Genomic DNA, 15,675 nt, shown 5'->3' on the forward strand with positions numbered 1-15,675 from the left:
AGCGCGGGTCAGTCGTCTTGGACAGGGTGGTCTTCCGCGCCGTCCTGCGGGTTTCCCCGGTCGGCGGCACCCGGCCGCTCGACGGGGATTCTGTGCCGCGGCGGCCGCGGCCGAACGGGCACGATCGCGCCCGGTCCGACGTACGGCACGATCTCCGCGCGCAGCGAGCGGCGCAGCTCCTCGAGCCGCTCGACCTCCTCCTGCAGCTCGCGCGCGCGCCGCTCCAGCCGGCGCACCTTCGCGCTCGCCGCCTCCAGCTGCTCCTCCAGCTCGAAGACGCGCTCGACGCCGGCGAGGTTCATCCCCAGCTCGGCGGTCATCTCCTGGATCCGCCGCAGCCGCTCGACGTCGGCGTGCGAGTAGAGCCGCGTGCCCTTCGGCGAGCGCTTCGGCGTGATCAGCCCGCGCTGCTCGTACATCCGCAGCGTCTGCGGGTGCATCTCGGCCAGCTCGGCGGCGACCGAGATCATGAAGACGCCGCGGTCGTCGCTGACCTCGATGCGGGTCGTCGTGCGATATCGCCGCGGGCCGGCCATCACGCACGCGCCTCGGTCCTACCGCGGAACAGCCGCGCCCGCGGGTTGCCGTCCATCGTCTTGGCCAGCTCGTCGACCGCCTTGCGCTGGGCTGCGGTGAGGTCTCTCGGCAGCTCGATCGTGAAGCGGTAGTGGATGTCGCCTCTGCCGTGGCCGCCGAGCTTCGGCGCGCCCTCGCCTCTCAGGCGCTGGACGGTGCCGTGTCTGGTGCCGGGCGCCACGCGCAGCTTCTTGGAGCCGTCGAGCGTCGGGACCTCGACGGTCGCGCCGCGCAGCGCCTCGGGCACGGTCAGGGGGACCTCGACCTCGACGCGGTCGCCGACCTGTCTGAAGATCGGCGAGGCCGACACGCGCGTGACGACGAACAGGTCGCCGGGCTCGCCGCCGTTGAGGCCGGCCTCGCCCTTGCCGGCGATCCGCACGCGGCTGCCGTCGCGCACGCCGGCCGGGATGTTGACCTTGAGCCGCCTGATCGTGCGGCGCGCCCCGCTGCCGCCGCAGGTCGGGCAGGGGTTCTCGATGATCGAGCCGCTGCCGCCGCAGCGCGAGCAGGGCTTGGAGATCGAGAAGACCCCCTGGCCCTGGGACTCGACGCCGCGCCCCTGGCAGACCGGGCAGATCGTCGGCGCCGTGCCCGGTCTGGCGCCGCTGCCGCGACAGGTCTCGCAGGTCGTCGAGGTCGGCACCGCCAGCGATGCCTGCGTGCCCTCGATCGCCTCCTCGAAGCTCAGCGAGACCTCGGTCTCGAGGTCGCGGCCGCGCTGCGTGCGCGGTCTCGTCGCGCGCTGGCCGGCGCCCCCGGAGGCGCGCCCGCCGCCTCCCCCGCCCCCGAAGAGGTTGGAGAGGATGTCGCTGAAGCTGCCGCCGAAGGCGTTCGGGTCGAAGCCGCCGCCGGCGGGGCCGCCGGCCGCGAACGGCCCGGTGCCGCGGTCGTACGCTCTCCGCTTGTCGGGGTCGGAGAGGACGTCGTACGCCGCGGAGACCTCCTTGAAGCGCTCCTCCGCTCTCGCGTCGCCCTGGTTGGCGTCCGGGTGGTATCTGCGCGCGAGCTTGCGGTACGCCTTCTTGATCTCCTCGTCGCTGGCGTTCTTGCCGACGCCGAGGATCTTGTAGAGGTCGGGCTTCGTTGCGGCCATGCGGCTGTTCTCCTAAGCAGCGACGACGACGCGGGCCGGGCGCAGGATCACGCCGTCGAGTCTGTAGCCCTGCTGGTAGACCTCGACGACGGTGCCGGACTCGGCGCCCTCGACCGGCTGCTGGACCATCGCCTCGTGCTCGTTGGGGTCGAACGGCTCGCCCCTCGGCGAGTAGCGCTCGATCCCGACGCGGCCGAGCGCCGCGATCAGCTCGTCCTGGACGAGCCTGACGCCCGCCGCCAGCGGCTGCTCGGACGGCTCGGAGCCGGCCTCGGCCGCGGGGGCCTCGGCGGCGGCGAGCGCGCGCTCGAGGTTGTCGAGCGCCGGCAGCAGCTCCTTCGCCAGCTTCGCCACGCCGCGCTCCTGCGCCACGACGACGTCGCGCGACATCCGCTTGCGGAAGTTCTCGAAGTCGGCCTGGGTGCGCTGCGCGAGCGCGAGGTACTCGTCGGCCTTCGCCGCCTTCGCGACCAGCTCGTCGAGGTCGTGCTCGACCTCCTGGCCGGCGGCGCGGGCCTCCTCCTCGGCGGCGGTCCCCTGGACGCCGTCGGACGCGGAGTCGGCCCCCTGCGGCGCCTCGGGGGCGGCCGCCCGCTCGGCGGCCGCCTCCTCCGGCGTCAGATCGCGCTGCTGCTCGGCGTCCATCGTCATCTGCCCTCGTCCACGACCTCGGCGTCGACGACGTCTTCCTCCTCCTCGGAGGCGCCGGACGCGGAGGCGCCGTCGCTCGAGGCGCCGTCGGCGCCGGCGGCCGCCTGCTGCTCCTGGGCGCGCTGGTACATCGCCTCGGAGACCTTGTGGAAGGCCGACTGGAGCGCCTCGGTCTTGGCGGTGATCGCGGCGGCGTCCTCGCCCTCGAGGCTGTCGCGGACGGCCTTGATCGCGGCCTCGATCTCCTCCTTGGAGGCGGCGTCGACGCCGTCGCCGAGGTCTCTCAGCTGGCGCTCGGCCTGGTAGGCGGCGTTCTCGCCGTTGTTGCGCGCCTCGGCCAGCTCGCGCGCCCTGCGGTCGTCCTCGGCGTGCGCCTCGGCGTCGCCGACCATCTGTCTGATCTCGTCGTCGGAGAGCCCGGAGCCGGCCTTGATCTCGATCTTCTGCTCCTTGCCGGTGCCGAGGTCCTTCGCCGACACCGACAGGATGCCGTTGGCGTCGATGTCGAAGGCGACCTCGATCTGCGGCACGCCGCGCGGCGCCGGCGGGATGCCGGTCAGCTGGAACTTGCCGAGCGACTTGTTGTACTGGGCCATCTCGCGCTCGCCCTGGAGGACGTGGATCTCGACCGAGGGCTGGTTGTCCTCGGCGGTCGAGAAGACCTCCGACTTGCGCGTCGGGATCGTCGTGTTGCGCTCGATCAGCTTCGTCATCACGCCGCCCTTGGTCTCGATGCCGAGCGTGAGCGGGGTGACGTCGAGCAGCAGGACGTCCTTGACGTCGCCGGCGAGCACGCCGGCCTGGATCGCGGCGCCGACGGCGACGACCTCGTCCGGGTTGACGCCCCGGTGCGGGTCCTTGCCGGTCAGCTCCTTGACCTTCTCCTGGACGGCCGGCATGCGCGTCATGCCGCCGACCATCACGACGTGGTCGATCGACTTGGCGCCCTTCTCCTTCGCGTCGTCGAGCGCCTGACGGACCGGCACGACGGTGCGGTCGAGCAGCGCGGCGGTCAGCTCGTTGAGCTTCGCGCGCGAGAGACGCATGTCGAGGTGCTTGGGGCCGGAGGCGTCGGCCGTGATGAACGGCAGGTTGATCTGCGTCTCCTGCGTCGTGGAGAGCTCGATCTTCGCCTTCTCGGCCGCCTCGTAGAGCCGCTGCAGCGCCATCGGGTCGGCGGAGAGGTCGATGCCCTGGTCTCTTCTGAACTCGCCGACGAGCCAGTCGACGATCGCCTTGTCGAAGTTGTCGCCGCCAAGGTGGTTGTCGCCGGCGGTCGACTTGACCTCGAAGACGCCGTCGCCGATCTCGAGCACCGACACGTCGAAGGTGCCGCCGCCGAGGTCGAAGACGAGGATCGTCTGGTCGCTCTCCTTGTCGAGGCCGTAGGCGAGCGACGCGGCGGTCGGCTCGTTGATGATGCGCTTGACGTCGAGGCCGGCGATCTTGCCGGCGTCCTTGGTCGCCTGGCGCTGGTCGTCGTTGAAGTACGCGGGGACGGTGATGACCGCGCTGTCGACGGTGTCGCCGAGGTAGGCCTCGGCGTCGGCCTTCAGCTTCTGGAGGATCATCGCGGAGACCTCCGGCGGCGAGTACTGCTTGCCGTCGGCCTCGACGCGCGCGTCGCCGCCGGGACCGGCGACGACCTTGTACGGCACGATCGACTCCTCCTCGCGCACCTCGGCCTCCTTGCGGCCCATGAAGCGCTTGATCGAGAAGATCGTGTTGGTGGGGTTGGTGACTGCCTGGCGCTTGGCGACCGTGCCGACGAGACGCTCGCCGCCCTGCGTGAAGGCGACGACGGACGGCGTGGTGCGGCCGCCCTCGGCGTTCTCGATCACGGTCGGCTCGCCACCCTCGAGGACGGCCATACAGGAGTTGGTCGTGCCGAGGTCGATGCCGATCGTCTTGCCCATGAACTGAACTCCTTCGCAGTGCTGCGGGGGTCTCGAGGAAAAAATCTAAGCGCGAGTATAGAAGATCTACAGCTGCCGACTGGGACAGACGCGCGCCAGGACGCACGCCGGGCAGTCCGGTCTGCGCGCGTGGCAGGTGCGCCGGCCGTGGCGCAGCAGGTTGACGTGGAGCTCCAGCTCCTCGCCGCGCGGCGAGAGGTCGAGCATCTCGTCGTGCAGCTCCTCGAACGGCGCGCCGGGCCGCAGGATCCGCAGCCGCATGCCGACGCGCGAGACGTGCGTGTCGACCGGCACGTCGCGCAGCCCGTAGGCGAACAGCAGCACGCACGCCGCCGTCTTGCGGCCGACGCCCGGGAGCGAGCAGAGGTAGCGCTGCCCCTCCGGGACGGTCGCCTCGCGCAGGAAGGAGAGGTCGAGGCCCCTGCCCTCCGGCGAGTCGTCGATCGCGCGCAGGATCTCCTGGATCCGCTTCGACTTGACCTTCGAGATCCCGCCCGGCCGGATCGCCTCCTCGACCTCGGCGTTGGGCGCCTCCATCACCGCCTCCCAGTCGTCGAAGCGCTCGCGCAGCCGCTCGTAGGCGACGTCGCGGTTGCGGTCGTTGGTCGACTGCGACAGGACCGTCAGCACCAGCTCGTCGAGCGGCTGCTCGTGCGGCGGCATGATCGGGATGCCGTAGACGGAGCGCAGCTTGTCGCGGATGCCGACGACGCGGCGGCGCGTTGGCCGTCTCCACTCCCCCTTCGGGATCGTGACGAGCGCGTCTCCCGACGCGTCGGTCTTGCGCGCCATCAGGCCACTAGCCGATCGCGCTCCAGCGCTCGGTCGCGCGCGCGGCCGCCTCGACGGCGTCGGGCAGCGCCGCCGCGGCGGCCGCCGGGTACCAGCCGCTGAGCGCCAGCCGCGCGAGCAGCACGCCGGTGAGCGTGTCGCCGGCGCCGATCGTCGAGCGGACGCGCGCGGGGACGCCCGGCACGTCGAGCCGCAGCTCGCCGCGCAGCAGCGCGCCGTGCTCGCCGAGCGTCAGCGCGACCATCCGCGCGCCGCCCTTCAGCAGCGCCCGCGCCGCCATCTCCGGGTCGGTCTCGCCGGTCATCAGCTGCGCCTCCGCCAGCGTCGCCCGCACCAGCAGCGCGTCGCGGACGCAGGCGTTGGCGTACGACTGCGCCTGCGAGCGCAGTCTCCAACGGTGGAGCCGGATGTTGGGGTCGAAGACGACCGCCTTGCCGTCGGCGAGCGCCCGCTCGCGCAGCGCGAGCGCCAGCTCCCGCTCGTCGGGGTCGACGAGCACGTTGGTCGTGACGAAGAGGCCGTCGCAGGCGTCGAGCGCCTCACGCGCGGGGTCGCGCCCGTCGGCGTCCGCGCCGCCGCCGAGCGCGCGCAGCACCGCGCGCGGATCGTCGCCGTAGAGGCTGTAGGCCGGCTCGCCGTCGCCGTCGACGGCGACGAACGCCAGCCGCGTGCGGGCATCGGGGTCGAGCGCGAACCAGCGCGTGTCGACGCCCTCCCCGTCGAGCCGGTCGCGCAGCCAGCGGCCCCACGGGTCGTCGCCGGCGCCACCCGCGAGCGCGACCGCGGCGCCGTGACGGGCGGCGACGACGGCGACGTTCGCGGTCGCGCCGCCGAACGACGGCACGAAGGCGTCGGCTTCGGCGAGGTCGGCGACCGGGCGCTCGCAGACCATGTCGACGAGCGCTTCACCGAGGCAGAGGACGCGGGGCGCAGTCACGCCACGGGAAGGTAGCCGGGACGGCCGCCGCTTGGCGAGCGGCCGGCCGCTCGCCGAGCTCGCGCTGGCGCGCGGCCGCTGCCTGCGGATAGGCTCGCCGCTCGTGGAGGTGACCGAGCACACCGGCGAGCTGGCGGGGCAGCCGGTCTTCTGGCGCTCGGCGCCGGCGGAGGGCGCGCCGGCGCTGTACGTCCACGGCGTCCCGACCAGCAGCGACGACTGGCTGCCGTTCCTGCCGCTGACCGGCGGGCTGGCGCCGGACCTGCCCGGCTTCGGACGCTCCGGCAAGGGCGGCCAGAACGACTACTCGCTGCACGGCATCGCGTCCTTCGTCGAGCGCTTCCTCGAGATGGTCGGCGTCGAGCGCGTGAAGCTGGTCGTCCACGACTGGGGCGGCGCCGCGCTCGCGTGGGCGATCGCCAACCCCGAGCGCGTCGAGCGGCTCGTGATCGTCAACGCCGTGCCGCTGCTGCCGGGCTACCGCTGGCATTGGATCGCGCGCACGTGGCGCCTGCCGCTCGCCGGCGAGATGGCGATGGGGCTGACGCTCAAGGCGACGATGCGGCAGGTGCTGCGGCCGGCCTTCGCCGGCCCGGTCCCGCGCGCCTTCGTCGACGCCGCCTGGCGCCACTTCGACCAGGGGACGCAGCGCGCGATCCTGCGCCTCTACCGCAGCGCGCCGGAGGCGAGCCTCGCCGAGGCCGGCGCGGGTCTTTCACATCTCGACGCGCCGGCATTGGTAGTTTGGGGCGCGCACGACCCGTACCTCCCGCCTCGCCTCGGGGACGAATACGCGGCAAGGCTCCGGAACGCGCGGGTCGAGCACGTCACGGACGCCGGACACTGGCCCTGGGTCGACAGGGCCGACCTGATCGCTCGCATTGCCGCCTTCCTCCAGGACAACTGACCTGCGCGCCCTGTGCTCGCGCGCGCTGATCGCAGCCGCGCTGGCGGCGCTGACCGCCTGGCTGGCGGCCGGCGCGACGACCGCGACCGCCGCGCAGCCCGGCGCCGGTGAGCGCCCGGTCGCGAGCGCCGCCGCGAAGGCCCGCTTCGGCCCGGCCGTCCTCGCCGAGCTGAACCGCGTGCGGGCGAAGCGAGGGCTCGGACCGGTCGTCGCCGACCGCCGCATGAGCCGCACGGCCGCGGCCCACTCGCGCGACATGGCCCGGCGCGGCTACTTCGCGCACGGCGCCTGGGGCGGCCGCGTCGCACGCGCCTCCGGGGCGCGCCAGGTCGGCGAGGTGATCGCCTGGCTGGCCCGCTCCCGCCCGGGGCGCGAGGCGCGCGCGGTCGTGCGCGGCTGGCTGCGCTCGCCGTCGCACCGCCACATCGTGCTCGACGGCCGCTTCAAGCGGGTCGGCGTCGGCCGCGCGCCCAGCCGCGTCCGCGGCGTGAAGGCCGCGATCTACACCGTCGACTGGGCCTCCGCGCGCTGACGGGGCGCCGGTCGCCGCGCCGGTCGGGCCGCGCGGCCGGCTAGCCTCACCGTCCGCATGGCGAGCCTCAGCTCACCTCCGGAGGCCGGTGCGACCGTCGCGCCCGGCCCGTCCCGGCCGGCCGCCGACGGCGCCGCCCGACCGGCGCGCGCGACGCTCGCCGCCCCGATCGCGCTCGCCGCCGCGCTGGCGGCGGTCTACCTGATCTGGGCGCCGCCGAGCATCGACCTCGCCGCGGGCGAGTACCGCAGCTGGCTGTTCGGCCGCGAGGGCCTCTCGCTGTGGGACCTGCAGTGGTACGCCGGCCACCACATGCCGGGGTACAGCGTCCTCTTCCCGCCGCTCGGCTCGCTGCTGGGCCCGCGGCTGCTGGGCGCGCTCTGCGCCGTCGCGGCCGCGGCGCTGTTCGCGCTGCTGGCGCGTCGCCGCTTCGGCGACGCCGCGTTGCTCGGCGCGCTGTGGTTCGCGGCCGGGACGGCGACGATCCTGCTGAGCGGGCGGCTCACCTTCGGGCTCGGGCTCGTGCCGGCACTCGGCGCGCTGCTCGCGCTCGCGCACGGCAGGCGCGCCGGCGCCGCCGTGCTCGCGGTCGCCAGCGCGCTTGCCAGCCCGGTCGCCGCCGTCTTCCTCGCGATGGCGACGACGGCGTGGGCGCTCGCCGAGCCGTGGCCGCGGGGGCGCGACGCGCGCCGCCCGTGGTGGCGGGAGCTGGGGACCGAGCGCCGCCTCACCGGCCTGGCGATCGCCGCCGCCGCGGTCGTTCCGGTCGGGCTGCTCTCCTTCGCCTTCCCGGAGGGCGGCAGGGAGCCGTTCGTGCTGTCGGCCTACTGGCCGGTGCCGGCGACCGTCGCCGCCGCGCTGCTGCTGTGGCCGCGCGAGCAGCGGACGCTGCGGATCGGCGCCGTCCTCTACCTGCTCGGCTGCACCGCCGCCTTCGTGCTCGACACGCCGGTCGGCGGCAACGCCGCGCGGCTCGGCGCGCTCGTCGCCGGGCCGCTGTTCGCGCTGCTGCTGTGGCGCCGGCGCCCGCTGGCGCTCGCGCTGGTCGCGCTGCCGCTGCTCTACTGGCAGTGGACCGCTGCCATCCACGACGTGACCGTCACGCACGGCGACCGCAGCGTCGAGCGCTCCTTCTACGCCCCGCTGCTGGCGCAGCTGGAGGCGCGCGACCCCGGCGGCATCTCCGGGCGGGTCGAGATCCCCTTCACGAAGCTGCACTGGGAGGCGCGCTGGGTCGCGCCGAGGCATGCGCTCGCGCGCGGCTGGCTGCGGCAGTACGACCACAAGGCCAACGCGCTCTTCTACGAGGGCGAGCTGACGCCGGAGCGCTACGAGGCGTGGCTGCGGCGCAACGCCGTCCGCTGGGTCGCGCTGCCCGACACGACGCTCGACTACTCGGCGCGGCGCGAGGCCGAGCTGGTCGAGGGCGGGCTGCCGTTCCTGCGCGAGGTGTGGCGCGACGCCGACTGGCGGCTGTTCGAGGTGCGCGACGCCGCGCCGCTCGCCGAGGGCGCCGGCGCGCGCGTCACGCGGCTCGGCCACGACGCGGTGACGCTCTCGGTCGAGCGGCCGGGGACGGTGCGGCTGCGGATGCACTGGACGCCGTACTGGCGCGTGGCGGAGGGCGACGCCTGCGTCGCGCCGGCGCCGGCGCCCGACGGCGAGGACCAGACCGAGCTGCGCGTGCGCCGGGGCGGCGAGATCCGCCTCGTGACGAGCTTCTCGCTCGGCCGCGTCGGCGCGAGCAGCCCCCGCTGCTCCGGCTGAGCCGCCGGCGCGGGCGTCGGCGCCCTGGTGCGGGCAGCCGCACCGAGGGAGCCGGTCAACCCCCGTTCTGCGGGAAGGGGACCGCGATCCGAGCTAGGATGCGGGATTCCGCATGATTCGATCGCTTCGCAACTTCGAGCAGCGGGTGCTCCCCCACGGCATCGGAGATCTCCTCCGGCAGCTCGCGCTCTTCGCAGCCGCCTACTACGGCTACCAGATCGTTCGCGGCCTGGCCGACGGCAAGGGCGCCGTCGCCGCTTGGAACGCGACGAAGATCATCAACCTCGAGCACAGCCTCAACATCTTCATCGAGCCGCACGTGCAGGCGTGGGCGGCGAGCACGGGCTGGATCGCCGACTTCGCGGCGTGGATGTACATCAACTCCCACTTCGTCGTGACGGTCGGCTCGCTCGCCTTCATCTACCTGTTCCGCAACGAGGCGTTCTACTTCGTGCGGAACATGTTCATGATCGCGATGGGGATCGCGCTCGTCGGCTACGCCGCCTTCCCGACGGCGCCCCCGCGGCTGATGCCGGAGTGGGGCTTCACCGACACCGTCGCGGCGTTCACCGGCATGCGGGTCGAGAACGAGCCGGTCAGCGCGCTGCTGAACCTCTATGCCGCGGTGCCGTCGATGCACTGCTGCTTCGCGCTGATGATCGGCTGGACGATGGCGCGCCTGGTCAGACCCAAGCCGCTGAAGGTCGTCTGGTTCCTGTATCCCTTCATGGTGATGTTCGTCGTCGTCGCGACCGGCAACCACTACGTGCTCGACGCCGTCCTCGGCGCGGCCACCGCCGGCATCTCCGCGCTGCTCGCGCAGCAGCTGCTCGCCCGCTGGCGGCCGCAGGCGTGGTCGTTCCAGACCGCCCGGGTCGAGGCGACCGTCTGATGTCGGCACAGCAGCCCGACGAGCGCCGCCGCCGCGGCGGCGAGCCGCGCGCCCGCGGCGAGCTCTCGGAGACCGTCCGCAACAAGCTGATCGAGTCGCGGCTGACGCCGAACGCGATCTCGCTGACCGGCCTCGTCGGCAACGTCGTCGCGGCGGTGCTGGTGTGGCAGAGGTACTTCTTCCTCGCCGGCATCGCCTTCATCCTTGGCTCGGTGATGGACACGCTCGACGGCCGCTACTCGCGCATGTCGGGCAAGGGGACGCCGTTCGGCGCCTTCCTCGACTCGACCCTCGACCGCGTCGAGGAGGGGATCGTGCTCGCCGCGGTCGCCTGGTACTTCTCGACGCAGGGCGACGACGTCGCCGTCGCCGCGGTCGTCGTCGCGGTCCTCTTCTCGCTGATGGTCTCCTACACCCGCGCCCGCGCCGAGGCGCTCGGCGTCGAGTGCAAGGTCGGCATCGCCAGCCGCGCCGTGCGCGTCGTGATCCTCTCGGTCGGCCTGCTGTTCGCGAAGGGCGCCGGGCTGGGCGACTTCGAGCTGCTCGCCCCGGCCGTGTACGTGCTCGCGGCGCTGGCCGTCTTCACCACCTTCCAACGCATCTTCCACGTTCGCAAGCAGCTCATGCGACCGGCGCCGTAGGCGCCGCCGCGCAGGCATCTGTGTAACCAGCGTCGCCTGTCGGGGTCTCTCCCGACTAGATCCTTCAGGAGGAACCACCCCAAGTGACCGCTCATACCAACGGCGCCAGCCGCTACCAGGCCGACAAGGTCCGCGTCGCGATCATCGGCGTCGGGAACTGCGCCAACTCGTTCATCCAGGGCGTCCAGTACTACAAGGACGCCGACCCGAGCGAGCGCGTCCCCGGCCTGATGCACGTCGACCTCGGCGGCTACCACGTCCGCGACATCGAGTTCACGGCGGCCTTCGACATCGACGCCGACAAGGTCGGCAAGGACCTCGGCGAGGCGATCTGGTCGGGCCAGAACGACACGATCAGATTCGCCGACGTGCCGAAGCTCGGCGTCACGGTCCACCGCGGCATGACGCACGACGGCCTCGGCAAGTACCTGTCGCAGAAGATCAGAAAGGCCGAGGGCCCGACGGCCGACATCGTCCAGATCCTCAAGGACACGAAGACCGACGTCGTCGTCTCCTACCTGCCGGTCGGCTCCGAGCAGGCGACGAAGTGGTACGTCGAGCAGGTGATCGAGGCCGGCTGCGGCTTCGTCAACTGCATCCCGGTCTTCATCGCCAGCGAGACCTACTGGGACGACCGCTTCAAGAGAGCGAACCTCCCGATCGTCGGCGACGACATCAAGTCGCAGGTCGGCGCGACGATCACGCACCGCAACCTCGCCCGCCTCTTCCACGAGCGCGGCGTCAAGCTCGAGCACACCTCGCAGCTGAACGTCGGCGGCAACATGGACTTCTTCAACATGCTCGAGCGCGAGCGCCTCGAGTCGAAGAAGATCTCCAAGACCAACGCCGTCACCTCGGTCGCCGGCGTCGAACTGCCGGAGAAGGACGTCCACGTCGGCCCCTCCGACTACGTGCCGTGGCTGACCGACCGCAAGTGGGCCCACATCCGCCTCGAGGGCAGAGCGTTCGGCGACGTGCCGCTGATCGCTGAGCTGAAGCTCGAGGTGTGGGACTCGCCGAACTCGGCCGGCATCGTCACCGACGCCGTGCGCTGCTGCAAGCTGGCGCTCAACCACGGCGTCGGCGGCCAGCTCGACGGCCCCAGCTCGTACCTGATGAAGTCGCCGCAGAACCAGCGCCCCGACGACGAGGCGCGCGACGCGACCGAGCGCTTCATCGCCGAGCACGCGAAGCGGCCGGGCACCGAGCCGACCGGCATCAGCGCCCCGGAGAAGGCTGCGGACGCCAACTAGGCGCCGCGCCGTCGGCACGTTGCTTCCGAGCGGCCCGGTGCGCAGCACCGGGCCGTTCGCGTTCCCGGCCCTCTATCCTCTGCTGCCGTGTCGGAGCGCTTCGCGATCGCCCAGGTCACGCCCTACGCCTGGGAGGCGCCGCACGACGTCAACCGCGCCGTCGCGCGCGTCGCCGACGAGCTCGCCGCTCGCGGCCACCGGGTCGTCGTCGTCGCGCCGTCGCAGTCGAGCGCGCTCGTGCGCGCCTCGCGCAGCGCGATCCGCGCGGCCCGCAGCGACCCGGCGTCGTTGCTGGAGGGGACCGGCGACGGCTTCCCGCGCGTGCTCGCGGTCGGCGAGGTGCTGCCGTTCTCGCCGTCGCGGCGGCGAGCCGTCGCCCTGCCGATCGACGTCGCCCGCACGATCGAGGAGTTCTTCACCGTCGCGCCGCTCGACGTCGCGCACATCCACGAGCCGTTCGCGCCGAGCGCCGCCAGCGCCGCGCTGCGCCACTCGCGCGCGCTCAACGTCGGCTCCTTCCACTCGACGACCGAGCGCGTCCTCTCGACGCAGGTCGCGCGCCGCGTCGTCGAGCTGTTCCTCGGCCGCCTCGACGCGCGCGTCGCCAGCTACGACGCGACCCGCGAGCTGCTGCAGCGGTGGTTCCCGGCCGACTACCGCGTGATCCTGCCGGGCGCCGACGCCCCCCGCACCGCCGCCGCCGCCGTGCGCGCCGGCGCGGCCGCCGGCCCCGAGCTGGTGCTGATCTCCGACGAGGAGCGCCCAGCCGTCCGCACCTTCCTGCGCGCGCTGCGCAGGCTGCCGCTCGACCGCCCGTGGCACGCGACCGTCTGGTCGCCGCGCGGCACGCAGCCGCCCGGCGCGCTGCGGCGCGAGCTGCGCGAGCGCGTCACGTTCGCCGGCCCCGACGACGCCGACCCGGGCGCGCTGCTGGCGGCAGCCGACGTGGTCGTGCGCGCCTCTGCCGGCGCCGCGCCCGCGCCGAGCGGGCTGCTGAGCGGGATCGCCGCCGGCGCGGTCCCGGTCGTCGCGCGACTGCCGGTCTACGAGGAGCTGATCGACGACGGCGGCCACGGCCTGCTGTTCGAGCCCGGCGACGTCGAGACGCTCGCCGCCCAGCTGCAGCGGCTGATCGCCGACCCGGCGCTGCTGGCGCGCCTGCGCGACGGCGCGCAGCCGCTGCGCGAGCGGCTGACGTGGTCGCGCGTCGTCGACGAGCTGGAGCGGGTCTACGGCGAGCTGATCGCCCGCCGCCACGACGGCCGCGGCGACCCGACCGTGCGCGCGAAGGTCGCCGGACGGCCGCTGATCGACGTCGACCTGCACATGCACACCGACCACTCGGGCGACTGCGCGACGCCGGTCGAGCTGCTGCTGGCGACGGCGAAGGCGAGAGGGCTCGGCGCGATCGCCGTCACCGACCACAACGAGATCTCCGGCGCGCTGGAGGCGCAGGCGAAGGCCGAGGGGATCAAGGTGATCGTCGGCGAGGAGGTCAAGACGAAGGACCAGGGCGAGGTGATCGGCCTCTTCATCAGGGAGAAGATCCCGCGCGGCATGTCCCTGCAGGAGACGATCGCCGAGATCAAGCGCCAGGGCGGCCTCGTCTACGTCCCCCACCCCTTCGACCGGATGCACGCGGTGCCCGACTACGAGCACCTGCTCGACGTGCTCCACGACGTCGACGCGATCGAGGTCTTCAACCCGCGGATCGCGATCCACGAGTTCAACGAGGAGGCGGTCCGCTTCGCGGCCAAGTACCGGATCCCGGCCGGCGCCGGCTCCGACGCCCACGTCGCGCAGGGGCTCGGCTCGGTGCGGATCCGCATGCCCGACTTCGACGGCCCGGACGAGTTCATGGAGTCGCTGCGCGAGGCCGACATCGTCCGCACCCCCGCGAGCCTCTTCTACGTGCAGGCGCTGAAGTTCCTGCAGACGAAGGCGACCCCGCCGCCGGCGCGCAGAGCCGCGCGCGAGCGACGGGTGCGGCGGGCGGCGCGCAAGTCCTGATGCACGGGCAGGGAGATGGCGGTGACGCGTCCAATCTTCCCGAGAGCATGCCCGTGACAACAGATGACGAGATCCGCGAGAAGTACCTCGAGCGAGCGATCCGCGAGCTGAACCAGCTGACGCGCGAGCTGCAGAGCTGCCCGCACTGCCCGCGCGGCAACCTGATGCCGGTGCTCGGCTCCGGCCACCCGCAGGCCGACGTCTTCATGATCAAGTACCAGCCGCGCCCCTCGGAGGTCGAGGAGGGAGTGGCCTTCTACGGGCGCTCCGGCGGCGCGCTGATGAAGTCGCTCAAGCGGCTCCAGATCGACCCGCTCGCCGTCTACGGGACGCTGTGCGTGAAGTGCCCGGTGCACGACCCGGAGCTCGCCGACCCGGCCTGCGTCGAGCGGATCCTCGAGGAGCTCGCGATCGTGCAGCCGAAGATCGTCGTCGTCATGGGCGAGGACGCGCTGCACGTCGTCAACGACCTCGGGATCCCGCTCGCCCGCCACGTCGAGCAGGTCCCGGGCGCGATCCAGCAGCTGACGCCGTCGATCGACGCGCTCTACGTCCCCGACATCGACGAGGCGCTCGACGAGGAGGGCGCCAAGCGCGCCTTCTGGCGTGCCTTCCGCGTGCTCGGCGACTGGTGGTCGGACCTCCCGCCGTACTGATCGGGGGCGCGTTGAAGCGCCCCGCGTCGCGGGTAGACACCGCTCCATGGGACTCGAGGAGCAGACGATCGAGGGGCTCGGCGAGACCTGCGAGGTCTGCGGCGCGAGACTGACCGAGCGCGAGCTGAAGACGGCGCTGGAGAGCGGCGGTCCGATGCTCTGCACGATCCACGCCGCGGAGGTGGTCGAGCTGTCCGAGGAGGACGCGCCGGCCGGCGGCGGGGCGGCCGGCGAGTAGGCCGTCCGGCTCAGCGCGCGTCGTCGAGGCGCGCGACGTCGACGTTGCCGGAGGAGGTGCGCGCCTCGATCTCGTGGCGCGAGCGCAGCGACTGGTCGACCGCGACGCTGACGTCGCCCGAGCTCGTGTTGGCCGCCACCGCGTAGGCGAGCGTGCCGGGCACGACGACCGTCACGTCGCCCGAGGAGGCGACCGCGCGGACGCGGTCGGGGACGACCTGGGTCCGCACCGTCACGTCGCCGCTGCTCGCCTGCGCGTCGACGGCGCGGCCGCGGTATCCCTCGACGGTCACGTCGCCGGAGGAGGCCTTGATCCGCAGCGGGCCGGCGAGGTCGACCGCGGTCACGTCGCCCGATCCCGTCGTGAGCACGGAGCGGCCGGCGAGGCCGCGGCCGGAGACGTCGCCGGAGGCGCCGTGCACCTCGACCTCGAGGTCGCGCGGCACGCGCACCTCGAACTCGGCGTCGCAGCCGTCGGGGCCGAACGAGCCCCAGAAGCCGCAGCCGCCGGTCAGCTGCAGCGAGCCGTCGCGGAAGCTGTGCTCGACTCTCGGCTTCTTCAGCGCCCAGCTGAGATGGGTGATCACCTCGACGTCGTCGCGGTCCTCGGCGACGACCGCGATGTCGCCGCTGCCGCCGTTGATGCGCAGCTGCTCGACGTCCGCGTAGGTGCGGGCGGTGCGCTCGTCCTGATGGACGCTCCAGGCGGCGAAGAAGAGCGCGCCCCAGGCGGCGACGAGGACGCCGAGGGCGACGCAGACGACGATGACCGGGGTGGGGATGCCTCTGCGGCTGGGGGTGGTGGACACGGA

General features: G+C 73.1%; 16 protein-coding genes. 9 read left to right on the top strand and 7 right to left on the bottom strand.

From position 1 onward, the window contains the following. Positions 1–8 precede the first annotated feature (8 nt). The 6 genes from BDZ31_RS24595 to BDZ31_RS22845 form a co-directional block, all read right to left on the bottom strand. Positions 9–536 carry a heat shock protein transcriptional repressor HspR gene (locus tag BDZ31_RS24595; RefSeq protein WP_221243283.1) on the bottom strand — a complete coding sequence of 176 codons (528 nt, stop codon included), beginning with the start codon at positions 534–536 and terminating at the stop codon, positions 9–11. Continuing rightward, positions 536–1,672: a molecular chaperone DnaJ gene (gene dnaJ / locus BDZ31_RS22825; RefSeq protein ID WP_183345506.1), complete on the bottom strand. Its 1,137-nt coding sequence runs from the start codon at positions 1,670–1,672 to the stop codon at positions 536–538. Before dnaJ ends, BDZ31_RS24595 begins: the two co-directional genes overlap by 1 nt. Before the next feature lie 12 nt (positions 1,673–1,684). Further along, positions 1,685–2,323: a nucleotide exchange factor GrpE gene (locus tag BDZ31_RS22830; protein WP_183345508.1), complete on the bottom strand. Its 639-nt coding sequence runs from the start codon at positions 2,321–2,323 to the stop codon at positions 1,685–1,687. Further along, complete coding sequence (gene dnaK / locus BDZ31_RS22835; RefSeq protein ID WP_183345509.1) at positions 2,320–4,239, bottom strand: molecular chaperone DnaK; 1,920 nt, start codon at positions 4,237–4,239, stop codon at positions 2,320–2,322. Before dnaK ends, BDZ31_RS22830 begins: the two co-directional genes overlap by 4 nt. 66 nt (positions 4,240–4,305) lie before the next feature. Then, complete coding sequence (locus BDZ31_RS22840) at positions 4,306–5,031, bottom strand: endonuclease III domain-containing protein (protein ID WP_183345511.1); 726 nt, start codon at positions 5,029–5,031, stop codon at positions 4,306–4,308. 7 nt (positions 5,032–5,038) lie between these two features. Further along, entirely contained in the window at positions 5,039–5,968 is a 930-nt protein-coding gene (locus BDZ31_RS22845; protein ID WP_183345513.1) for a PfkB family carbohydrate kinase, read from the bottom strand. A gap of 31 nt (positions 5,969–5,999) precedes the next feature. On the opposite strand from BDZ31_RS22845, the gene BDZ31_RS22850 reads away from it, so the two are divergent. The 9 genes from BDZ31_RS22850 (at position 6,000) to BDZ31_RS22890 (ending at position 14,864) form a co-directional block, all read left to right on the top strand. Next, positions 6,000–6,875 carry an alpha/beta fold hydrolase gene (locus BDZ31_RS22850; protein ID WP_183345515.1) on the top strand — a complete coding sequence of 292 codons (876 nt, stop codon included), beginning with the start codon at positions 6,000–6,002 and terminating at the stop codon, positions 6,873–6,875. Further along, positions 6,850–7,407, top strand: coding sequence for a CAP domain-containing protein (locus BDZ31_RS22855; protein ID WP_183345517.1), 558 nt, complete (start codon positions 6,850–6,852; stop codon positions 7,405–7,407). Before BDZ31_RS22850 ends, BDZ31_RS22855 begins: the two co-directional genes overlap by 26 nt. Positions 7,408–7,464: 57 nt before the next feature. Next, positions 7,465–9,174, top strand: coding sequence for a hypothetical protein (locus tag BDZ31_RS22860; RefSeq protein ID WP_183345518.1), 1,710 nt, complete (start codon positions 7,465–7,467; stop codon positions 9,172–9,174). Between the two features lie 112 nt (positions 9,175–9,286). Then, entirely contained in the window at positions 9,287–10,066 is a 780-nt protein-coding gene (locus BDZ31_RS22865) for a phosphatase PAP2 family protein (RefSeq protein ID WP_183345520.1), read from the top strand. Further along, on the top strand, positions 10,066–10,707 hold the full coding sequence (locus tag BDZ31_RS22870) for a CDP-alcohol phosphatidyltransferase family protein (protein ID WP_183345522.1): 642 nt from the start codon (positions 10,066–10,068) through the stop codon (positions 10,705–10,707). Before BDZ31_RS22865 ends, BDZ31_RS22870 begins: the two co-directional genes overlap by 1 nt. A gap of 83 nt (positions 10,708–10,790) precedes the next feature. Beyond that, the gene (locus BDZ31_RS22875) at positions 10,791–11,960 is read left to right on the top strand and encodes an inositol-3-phosphate synthase (protein ID WP_183345524.1); all 1,170 of its coding nucleotides are present in this window, start codon (positions 10,791–10,793) and stop codon (positions 11,958–11,960) included. Between the two features lie 87 nt (positions 11,961–12,047). After that, positions 12,048–13,970, top strand: a complete 1,923-nt coding sequence (locus BDZ31_RS26160) for a CehA/McbA family metallohydrolase (RefSeq protein WP_183345526.1) — start codon at positions 12,048–12,050, stop codon at positions 13,968–13,970. 47 nt (positions 13,971–14,017) lie between these two features. Continuing rightward, positions 14,018–14,626 (top strand): uracil-DNA glycosylase family protein, encoded by a 609-nt coding sequence (locus tag BDZ31_RS22885; RefSeq protein ID WP_246345838.1) that lies wholly within the window; start codon positions 14,018–14,020, stop codon positions 14,624–14,626. Positions 14,627–14,672: 46 nt separating this feature from the next. Then, positions 14,673–14,864 (top strand): hypothetical protein, encoded by a 192-nt coding sequence (locus BDZ31_RS22890; protein WP_183345530.1) that lies wholly within the window; start codon positions 14,673–14,675, stop codon positions 14,862–14,864. 10 nt (positions 14,865–14,874) lie between these two features. Here the strand turns inward: BDZ31_RS22890 and BDZ31_RS22895 are convergent, their stop codons facing one another. Beyond that, the gene (locus tag BDZ31_RS22895) at positions 14,875–15,672 is read right to left on the bottom strand and encodes a DUF4097 family beta strand repeat-containing protein (RefSeq protein WP_183345532.1); all 798 of its coding nucleotides are present in this window, start codon (positions 15,670–15,672) and stop codon (positions 14,875–14,877) included. Positions 15,673–15,675: the final 3 nt, after the last annotated feature.

It is taken from the genome of Conexibacter arvalis (assembly GCF_014199525.1).
Taxonomy (GTDB): Bacteria; Actinomycetota; Thermoleophilia; order Solirubrobacterales; family Solirubrobacteraceae; genus Conexibacter; species Conexibacter arvalis.